8 protein-coding genes are annotated in these 9,447 nt (G+C 68.0%); all 8 read left to right on the top strand.

All coding sequences use genetic code 11. From position 1 onward, the window contains the following. Window positions 1-151 precede the first annotated feature (151 nt). The 8 genes from ACFV15_RS31935 to ACFV15_RS31900 all read left to right on the top strand — a co-directional run bounded on the left by ACFV15_RS31935 (window position 152) and on the right by ACFV15_RS31900 (window position 9,208). Window positions 152-916: an SGNH/GDSL hydrolase family protein gene (locus tag ACFV15_RS31935; RefSeq protein WP_378354976.1), complete on the top strand. Its 765-nt coding sequence runs from the start codon at window positions 152-154 to the stop codon at window positions 914-916. Window positions 917-992: 76 nt separating this feature from the next. Further along, the gene (locus ACFV15_RS31930) at window positions 993-2,603 is read left to right on the top strand and encodes a carboxyl transferase domain-containing protein (RefSeq protein WP_378354974.1); all 1,611 of its coding nucleotides are present in this window, start codon (window positions 993-995) and stop codon (window positions 2,601-2,603) included. 5 nt (window positions 2,604-2,608) lie between these two features. Continuing rightward, the gene (locus tag ACFV15_RS31925) at window positions 2,609-4,594 is read left to right on the top strand and encodes an acetyl-CoA carboxylase biotin carboxylase subunit (protein ID WP_378354980.1); all 1,986 of its coding nucleotides are present in this window, start codon (window positions 2,609-2,611) and stop codon (window positions 4,592-4,594) included. Next, window positions 4,591-5,745, top strand: coding sequence for an acyl-CoA dehydrogenase family protein (locus tag ACFV15_RS31920; RefSeq protein ID WP_378354972.1), 1,155 nt, complete (start codon window positions 4,591-4,593; stop codon window positions 5,743-5,745). The genes ACFV15_RS31925 and ACFV15_RS31920 overlap by 4 nt, the downstream gene beginning before the upstream one ends. 102 nt (window positions 5,746-5,847) lie before the next feature. Further along, window positions 5,848-6,615, top strand: coding sequence for a type I methionyl aminopeptidase (gene map, locus ACFV15_RS31915; RefSeq protein WP_378354970.1), 768 nt, complete (start codon window positions 5,848-5,850; stop codon window positions 6,613-6,615). 9 nt (window positions 6,616-6,624) lie between these two features. After that, window positions 6,625-7,131 (top strand): GNAT family N-acetyltransferase, encoded by a 507-nt coding sequence (locus ACFV15_RS31910; protein WP_378354969.1) that lies wholly within the window; start codon window positions 6,625-6,627, stop codon window positions 7,129-7,131. A gap of 37 nt (window positions 7,132-7,168) precedes the next feature. After that, the gene (locus tag ACFV15_RS31905) at window positions 7,169-8,029 is read left to right on the top strand and encodes an SDR family oxidoreductase (protein ID WP_378354968.1); all 861 of its coding nucleotides are present in this window, start codon (window positions 7,169-7,171) and stop codon (window positions 8,027-8,029) included. Between the two features lie 123 nt (window positions 8,030-8,152). Further along, the gene (locus ACFV15_RS31900) at window positions 8,153-9,208 is read left to right on the top strand and encodes an alpha/beta fold hydrolase (protein ID WP_378354967.1); all 1,056 of its coding nucleotides are present in this window, start codon (window positions 8,153-8,155) and stop codon (window positions 9,206-9,208) included. The last annotated feature ends 239 nt before the right edge of the window (window positions 9,209-9,447 follow it).

Raw genomic sequence — 9,447 nt, 5'->3', positions numbered from 1 at the left:
CGCCCCACCCCCCCCCCCACCCCCGCCGGCGTTGGGGGGGGGGGGTTTGGGGGGGGGGGGGGGGGGGGGGGGCCCCCCCCCCCCCCCCCACGCTCACGAGTCCTTTACCCTTGGGTTGCGGCCCGGTCCCCCTGACACGAAGGAGTGACCCGTGGCCATCCGCACCCTCATACTCGCGTTCTTGCTGGTCATCGGCCTGGCGGTACCCGCGAACGCCGCCGACGACTACTTCGCGCTCGGCGACTCCTACTCCTCCGGTCTCGGCGCCGGGAAGTACGGCACCTCAGGCAAATGCAAGCGCAGCGTCAACGCCTACCCGCAGCTCTGGGTCAACGAGCACGCCGGGACGAAGCTCACCTTCCTCGCCTGCTCGGGCGCGACCACCGCCGACGTCATGACACAGGCCGATTCGATCAACCCCGGCGCCACGCTGGTCACCCTCTCGGTCGGTGGCACCGACGCGGGCTTCTCCGACGTCATGGTCACCTGTGTGCTCAACTCCGCGCAGGCGTGCGCGAACCGGGTCGCGACCGCGCAGAAGTTCATCACCGACATCCTGCCCGGCAGGCTCGACGCGGCGCTGGCGAAGATCAAGGCCAAGGCGCCGAACGCGCGGGTCTTCCTGCTCGGCTATCCGCACCTGTTCGCCGACGGAGGTTCCTGCGGTTTCAGCGCCGGGATGCGCAATGCGATCAACGCGGGCGCCGACACGATGGCGGCCGTCGAGTCGGAGCGGGCGTCGACGGCCGGGGTGACCTTCGTGGACATGCGGCCGCCGTTCATCGGGCACAACGTCTGCGCCGCCGGCTCTCAGTATCTGCACGGCATCGCATCGCCACTGGAAGAGTCGTTCCATCCCACGAAAGCGGGCCAGTTCGGCTACTTCAGGGCACTCGCGATGGTTACCGACGGGTAGTACGTCAGCTCGCCTGGACACCTTGGTTAGCGGTTGTTAACATCGCGGTGTTAACGACGGCTAACATCGAGGAGCCATGGACAGGCCCGTGCTGACCAGTTCCGCGGATCCGCGGAGCGACGAGTATTCGCGCAACGTCACCGCTCACGCCGAACTGGTCGAGGACCTGCGCAAGCGGCTGTCCGCGGCGCGGCTCGGCGGTCCCGAGAAGTCGCGCACGCGGCATGTGGAGCGCGGCAAGCTGCTCCCGCGCGACCGTGTCGACACCCTGCTCGACCCCGGCTCGCCGTTCCTGGAGCTCTCGCCGCTCGCGGCGACCGGGCTCTACGACGACGAGGCGCCCGCCGCCGGCATCATCACCGGCATCGGCCGGGTGTCCGGGCGCGAGTGCGTGATCGTCGCTAACGACGCCACGGTCAAGGGCGGCACCTACTACCCGATGACCGTCAAGAAGCACCTGCGCGCGCAGGAAGTCGCGCTGCACAACAACCTTCCGTGCGTGTACCTGGTCGACTCGGGTGGCGCGTTCCTGCCGAAGCAGGACGACGTGTTCCCGGACCGCGAGCACTTCGGGCGCATCTTCTACAACCAAGCGACCATGTCCGCGCGCGGTATCCCGCAGGTCGCGGCCGTGCTCGGCTCGTGCACCGCCGGTGGCGCGTACGTGCCGGCGATGAGCGACGAAGCGGTCATCGTGCGGAACCAGGGCACGATCTTCCTCGGTGGCCCGCCGCTGGTGAAGGCCGCGACCGGCGAGGTCGTCACGGCCGAGGAACTCGGCGGCGGCGACGTCCACGCCCGGCAGTCCGGCGTGACCGACCACCTGGCCGAGAACGACGCGCACGCGTTGAAGATGGTCCGCTCGATCGTCTCGACGCTCGGCCCGCGCACGCCGCGTCCCTGGGACGTGCTGCCGACCGAGGAACCCGCCGTCGATCCCGATCTCTACGGGGTCGTCCCCACCGACCCGCGCACGCCGTACGACGTGCGCGAGGTGATCGCGCGGATCGTCGACGGCAGCCGGTTCGCCGAGTTCAAGAAGGAATACGGCTCGACGCTGGTCACCGGGTTCGCGCATATCCACGGTCACCCGGTCGGCATCATCGCGAACAACGGCGTGCTGTTCGCCGAGTCCGCGATGAAGGGCGCGCACTTCATCGAGCTGTGCGACAAGCGCTCGATCCCGTTGCTGTTCCTGCAGAACATCACCGGGTTCATGGTCGGGCGCGCGTACGAGGCAGGCGGGATCGCCAAGCACGGCGCGAAGATGGTCACCGCGGTCGCGTGCGCGCGGGTGCCGAAGCTGACCGTCATCATCGGCGGCTCGTTCGGCGCGGGCAACTACTCGATGTGCGGGCGGGCGTACTCGCCGCGTTTCCTGTGGATGTGGCCCAACGCGCGGATTTCCGTGATGGGCGGCGAGCAGGCGGCTTCGGTGTTGTCGACGGTGCGCCGCGACGCCATCGAAGCGCGTGGCGGTGAATGGTCCGCTGAGGACGAAGAGACCTTCAAGGACCCGATCCGCCAGCAGTACGAAGCCCAGGGCAGCCCGTATTACTCGACGGCGCGGCTGTGGGACGACGGCGTGATCGACCCGGCGGACACTCGCACCGTGGTCGGGCTCGCGCTGGGCGCGGCGGCCAACGCGCCGTTGGAACCTGTCAACTACGGCGTATTCAGGATGTGACGGCAGTGTTCGACGCGGTTCTGGTCGCCAATCGAGGCGAGATCGCCGTTCGGGTCATCAGGACCCTGCGGGACATGGGTATTCGTTCGGTCGCCGTCTACAGCGACGCGGACGCCGACGCCAAGCACGTGCGCGAGGCGCACACCGCTGTCCGAATAGGACCGGCTGAGGCTGCCAAGAGCTACCTCTCCATTCCGGCCATCGTGCAGGCGGCTGTCGACTCGGGCGCGCAGGCCGTGCACCCGGGCTATGGCTTCCTGGCGGAGAACGCCGAGTTCGCGCGGGCCTGTGAGGCCGCAGGACTGGTGTTCATCGGACCGCCGGTGAGCGCCATCGACGCCATGGGCGACAAGATCAGGGCCAAGGCCACGGTCTCGTCGGCCGGTGTCCCCGTCGTGCCCGGAGCGTCCGATGTGGACATCCCGGACGGCGGCTTCGCCGAAGCGGCCGCGGCGGTCGGGTTCCCGTTGCTGCTCAAGCCATCCGCCGGAGGCGGCGGCAAGGGCATGCGACTGGTCACGGCGCCGGATGAGCTGGACGCGGCGATCGAGTCCGCGCGCCGTGAGGCGAAGGGTTCGTTCGGCGACGACACGCTCCTGATGGAACGCTTCGTCACCACGCCTCGGCACATCGAGATCCAGGTGCTCGCCGACAAGCACGGCAACGTGATCCACCTCGGTGAGCGTGAATGCAGCCTTCAGCGTCGGCACCAGAAGATCATCGAAGAGGCGCCTTCGGTGCTGCTGGACTCCGAGACCCGCGCCAAGATGGGTGCTTCGGCCGTCGAGGCCGCGCGGTCCGTCGGATACGTCGGCGCGGGCACGGTCGAGTTCATCATGTCGGCGAAGACGCCCGACGAGTACTTCTTCATGGAGATGAACACCCGGCTGCAGGTCGAGCACCCGGTGACCGAACTGGTGACCGGCCTGGACCTGGTCGAGTGGCAGGTCCGGGTCGCCGCGGGTGAGGTCCTGTCGGTGGCGCAGTCCGATGTCGTCCTCAATGGACACGCGGTGGAAGCCCGTGTCTACGCCGAGGATCCCGCGCGTGGGTTCATCCCGACCGGTGGCACGGTGCTCGCCGTGCACGAGCCGAGCGGCGACGGCGTCCGGGTGGACTCCTGGATGACCGCGGGCACGGTCATCGGTTCGAACTACGACCCGATGCTGGCCAAGGTCATCGCCTGGGGCCCAGACCGTGCCGCCGCGCTGCACCGGCTGGATCTCGCGCTGGCGGACACCGCGCTTCTGGGCGTCGGCACGAACATCGCGTTCCTGCGTGGGCTGCTGAACGACGAGGAGGTCAGGGCCGGGCGGCTGGACACCGAACTGGTCGAGCGTCGTCTGTCCACTGTGGTCACCTCGGAGGTGCCGCGCGACTTCTTCGTGGCGGCGGCCATGGACAAGCTGCTGGCGTTGCAGCCGTCGGGTTCCATTGTGGACCCGTGGGACATCCCGGACGGCTGGCGCCTCGGTGGCGCCGGCGGGATGAACTTCGGCCTCCGGATCGCCGACGCGGAAGCTTCGGTGCGCATCGAGGGCACGCCCGCGAACGCGCTCGTCACGGTCGACGATCTCGACCCCGAGCGTATCTCCGCTCGCTGGGACAACGGTGTGCTGGAGGTCCGGCACCCCGGAGGCTTCCGGCGCTACCGGCATGTCGCGGGCAAGGGCCGGAGCGTATGGCTGGCTCGCGACGGACACTGCGTCGCTGTCGAAGAGCGCGCTGATGTCCTTGCAGGACAAGGAGAAGCCGCTGGCGGCGGGCCGGTCAAGAGCCCGATGCCGGGCACCGTGCTGGTGGTGAAGGTCGGCAAGGGCGACACCGTCAGTGCGGGTACACCGCTGATGGTCGTCGAGGCGATGAAGATGGAACACACGATCACCGCGCCGGTCGACGGCGTGGTCACCGAACTGCATGTCCAGGCGGGCCAACAGGTCGCACTGGACGAGGCCTTAGCCGTGGTGACCCCACAAGAGGAGCAAGCGTGATCGACTTCCGGTTGGACGAAGAGTACGAGGCGCTGCGCAAGACCGTCGAGGATTTCGCGCGGTCCGAGGTCGCCCCCGTGATCGGTGGGCTCTACGAGCGCGAGGAATTCCCGTACGAGATCGTCGCGAAGATGGGGGAGATGGGCCTGTTCGGCCTGCCGTTCCCCGAGGAGTTCGGCGGCATGGGCGGCGACTACTTCGCGCTGTGCCTGACGCTGGAGGAACTCGCGCGGGTCGACTCGTCGGTCGCGATCACCCTGGAAGCCGGGGTTTCCCTCGGCGCGATGCCGATTTACCGTTTCGGCACCCAGGAACAGAAGGAAACCTGGCTGCCGCAGCTGACCTCTGGCCAGGCGCTCGGCGCGTTCGGTCTCACCGAGCCAGGCGGTGGCTCGGACGCGGGCGCGACGCGCACGCGCGCCAAGCTCGACGGTGACAGCTGGGTGATCAACGGCAGCAAGTCGTTCATCACCAACTCGGGAACGGACATCACGAAGCTGGTCACCGTCACCGCGGTCACCGACGTGGCGGAGAACGGCCGCAAGGAGATCTCGGCCATCATCCTGCCCGCTGGCACGCCGGGCTTCTCGGTCGCGCCGAAGTACTCCAAGGTCGGCTGGAACTGCTCGGACACGCACGAACTGTCCTTCGAGGACTGCCGCGTCCCCGCCGAGAACCTGGTCGGCGACCGCGGCCGCGGCTACGCCCAGTTTCTGTCCATTTTGGACGAAGGTCGCATCGCGATCGCGGCTTTGTCGGTAGGCCTCGCGCAGGGCTGCGTCGACGAGTCGCTGAAGTACGTCAAGGAGCGCGAGGCGTTCGGCAAGAAGATCGGCGAGTACCAGGCGATCCAGTTCAAGATCGCCGACATGGAGATCCGCGCGCACACCGCACGCCTCGCGTATTACCAAGCCGCGTCGAAGATGCTGCGCGGCGAGCCGTTCAAGAAGGAGGCCGCGATCGCCAAGCTCGTCGCCTCCAACGCCGCGATGGACAACGCCCGCGACGCGACCCAGATCTTCGGCGGCTACGGCTTCATGAACGAGTTCCCGGTCGGCCGCTTCTACCGCGACGCCAAGATCCTCGAGATCGGCGAAGGCACCTCCGAGGTCCAGCGCATGCTCATCGCCCGCCACCTCGGCGTCGCCTGAGCATCAGGGGTCGTGAGTGGTACGGCCGGTTCTAACCGGCGTAAACACTCACGACCCCTGATGCTTGACCATGCCGATAACTATACCGGTATAGTTATCGGCATGGTTGAGATCAAGACTCAGGGCGAGCTGGACATCATGCGCGAGGCCGGGCGGGTCGTCGCGCGGACGCTGCGCGCGGTCAAGGAGGCGTCGGCGATCGGCGTGAGCCTGCGTGAGCTGGACGAGATCGCGGCGCAGGTCATCGCGGAGAACGGGGCCAAGCCGTCGTTCCTGCACTATCAGCCCAGGTCGGCGCCGACGCCGTTCCCGGCCGTGATCTGCACGAGCGTCAACGACGCCGTCGTGCACGGGATCCCGTCGGACTACCGGCTCAAGGACGGTGACCTGGTCAGTATCGACGGCGGCGCCTACATCGACGGCTGGCACGGGGACGCCGCGATCAGCTTCGTGGTCGGCACGGCGGACCCGGCCGATCTGGAGCTCATCGCGACCACCGAGCGCGGGCTCCAGGCGGGCATCGACGCGCTGGTGGCAGGGAACAAGCTGGGTGACGTCGGGCACGCCGTCGCGGGTGTCGGCAGGCCCGCCGGCTACGGGCTGCTCGAGGATCACGGCGGGCACGGCATCGGCCGCGCGATGCACGAGGACCCGAGCGTGCCGAACGAGGCGCGCCCCGGCCGTGGCCTGAAACTCAAGGCGGGCATGACGTTCGCGATCGAGCCGATGTTCATCCGGGGTGGCTCGGACGCCTACCGGCACGCGGCGGACGGCTGGACGCTGCACACCCTCGACGGCAGCCGCGCCGCGCATGTGGAACACACCGTCGCGGTCACCGAAAACGGCCCGTGGGTGCTGACCGTCGAGTAGAACTTTGTCATGATCATGATCAGAAGAGGCGGGCCGGACGACTTCGACGCCATGATGCGGTTCTTCGACGGAGCCGTCGAGTGGCTGTCGCGGCGAGGGAGTGCGGGACAGTGGGGGACCGAGCCGTGGTCCGGCAATCCTGCGCGGGTCGAGCAGGTGCGGGCGATGGCCGCGAATCGCGAGCTCTACTTCGCCGACGTCGACGGCGAGCCGGCGGGTGGGATCATCCTGGACCCGGCGCCGCCCGGGCATGTCCCCGCGGCCGATGAGCCGGAGATCTACATCGGGTGGCTCATCACCTCGCGCGAGCACACGGGCAAAGATGTCGGCGGCAGGCTCATCCGGTTCGCGCTCGAGGAGGCCGGGCGGCGCGGTATCGGCCTCGTGCGCGTCGACTGCTGGGCGGGCGGCGATGGCGATCTCGTGCGTTACTACGAGGGGCAGGGCTTCAAGCCGACGGTCCAGTTCGATCGTGACGGCTGGATCGGTCAGGTATTCGAACAGCGGTTGCCCTAGCCGTACCGAGTTGGCATGCTGCCAATAAGGAGGCGAAATGGGCGAGCAACGTTCTTTACGGGGCAAGGTCATCGTCATCACCGGGGGTGCGCGGGGCATCGGCGCGAAAACCGCCGCCGCGTTGCGGGGCCACGGCGCGAAGCTCGCGCTCGGCGACCTCGACCAGGTCGAAGTCGAGAAGACGGCGGCCGAGCTGGACGCGCTCGGCCTGCCGCTCGACGTCACCGACACCCGCGGGTTCACCGCGTTCCTCGATGAGGTCGAACGGCGCCTCGGCCCGATCGACGTGCTCATCAACAACGCCGGGATCATGCCGCTGTCGCCGCTCGACGAGGAGGACGACGCGTCGACCCGGCGGCAGCTGGAGATCAACCTGCACGCGGTCATCCACGGCACCCGCGAGGCGATGCGGCGGATGCGGCCACGCGGATGCGGCCACATCGTGAACGTCGCGTCGATGGCGGGCAAGGCCGGCTTCCCTGGCGCGGCCACCTATTGCGCCACGAAGCACGCGGTGGTCGGCTTGTCCGAAGCCGTCCGGCTCGAACTGCGCGGGAGCGGCGTCGAGGTGTCATGCGTGATGCCTGCGATCGTCCGCACGGAGTTGGCCAGCGGGCTCGGTGAGGCGAAGTTCTTCAAGTCGCTGCAGCCCGAGGATGTGGCCGACGCGATCGTGGACGCGTTACGCAGGCCACATTTCGACGTCTTCGTCCCGAAATCACTGGACGCGATGGGAAGAATCACACGGCTGCTCCCGAGGGCGGCCGGTGAATGGATCGCCCGCGCGCTCGGCGGCGATCAGCTTTTGGCTTCAGCAGCGCATTCCACCGCACGTGCCGGGTATGAGGCGCGGGCCGCGGAAAGCGCGCCGTCCGTCGGCGCGCAGGATGATTCTTAACTCGGACGGACTAACCGAACCGTCCGAAGTGGACCGCTGGGTGGGACTCATGTCCGAGTGGTGGTTGAGTCGTGCCCGGGGTACGCGGCAAGATTGCTTCCTCGACCCTTCTTGGAGGCATGAATGGTTTCCGCACCGGCCCGCTTGGCCGCCGCCGCGTCGAACGTGGTCGGGAAGGTGCTGCACGGCGGCGTCGCTGATCTGCGCCCGATGCCGAGGGTGCTGATCGACCAGGGCCCGAACCGCTCGGTCTACCGGATGACCACCGGCGCCGCGCCCGCGTCCGGCCCGCCGATCCTGCTCGTACCCCCGCTGGCCGCGCCCGCGATCTGCTTCGACCTGCGCCGTGGCTGCAGCCTCATCGAGCACCTCGTCTCCGACGGCCGCAGCACCTACCTCGTCGACTACGGCAACGTCGCGTTCTCCGACCGCCGTCTCGGCATCGAGCACTGGATCGACGAGGTGCTCCCGCGCGCGATCCGCAAGGTCTCCGCCGACGCGGGCGGCCAGGGCGTGCACCTGGTCTCCTGGTCGCTCGGCGGCATCTTCTCGATGCTCGTCGCGGCCGACCAGCCCGAGCTGCCGGTCGAGTCGATCACCGCGATCGGCTCGCCGGTCGACTTCACCGCGATCCCGATCATGGCACCGTTCCGGCCGCTGGTGGACCTGACCAACGGGCACCTGCTCACCCCGATCTACCGCGCGTTCGGCGGCGCACCGTCCTATTTGGTCAGCCGGGTCTTCCGCGCGACCGGGATCAGCAAGGAGATCACCAAGCCGATCGCGATCTTGAAGAACCTCGACGACCGTGACTACCTCGCGCAGATCGAGGCCGTCGACCACTTCATGGACAACATGATCGCCTACCCCGGCCGCACGTTCGGCCAGCTCTATCACCGGCTGTTCAGGACGAATGACCTGGCCGAAGGGACGGTCGACCTGAACGGCCGCATCATCTCCCTCTCCGATGTGAAGGTGCCGACGCTGATCGTGGCGGGCGAGAACGACACGATCGCGCCGCGGCCCTCGGTCGAGCGGGTGGTCCAACTGCTGGAGAACGCGCCTTCGGTGCGCTTCGAGACGGCGCCGGGTGGTCATCTCGGCGTGCTCACCGGCCGCAAGGCCCGTAACTCGACGTGGCGCTACCTGGACGAATTCCTCGCCGAGCAGACGGTCTAAGGGTCGCGAGGCAGCCCCGACAGTCCTGCCCAGGTGAGGGTCGTGCGCGTTGCGGGCGGCTCTAGCCCAATGCTGGGTAGTTAAGGCATGGCCTGCGTTGTCAATCGGCACGTGAGCACGTGAAACCCGAGTCGGTCGGGCCGTCGGTGGGCCCCTCGACTCGCAAATAAAGCTGTCTGATATAAAAAAAAACCAGCCCACCAAACCAACCCAGATAGCGTATTGCGGCGTAAGGGTGA

This window comes from Amycolatopsis sp. NPDC059657, assembly GCF_042734395.1.
Taxonomy (GTDB): Bacteria; Actinomycetota; Actinomycetes; order Mycobacteriales; family Pseudonocardiaceae; genus Amycolatopsis.
This window is presented reverse-complemented; position numbering and strand designations above follow the sequence as displayed.

Coding starts and splice junctions, on each gene's coding strand:
- ACFV15_RS31930 (WP_378354974.1), top strand. CDS start 993: ATGGACAGGCCCGTGCTGACCAGTTCCGCGGATCCGCGGAGCGACGAG.
- map (WP_378354970.1), top strand. CDS start 5,848: ATGGTTGAGATCAAGACTCAGGGCGAGCTGGACATCATGCGCGAGGCC.
- ACFV15_RS31910 (WP_378354969.1), top strand. CDS start 6,625: ATGATCATGATCAGAAGAGGCGGGCCGGACGACTTCGACGCCATGATG.
- ACFV15_RS31905 (WP_378354968.1), top strand. CDS start 7,169: ATGGGCGAGCAACGTTCTTTACGGGGCAAGGTCATCGTCATCACCGGG.
- ACFV15_RS31900 (WP_378354967.1), top strand. CDS start 8,153: ATGGTTTCCGCACCGGCCCGCTTGGCCGCCGCCGCGTCGAACGTGGTC.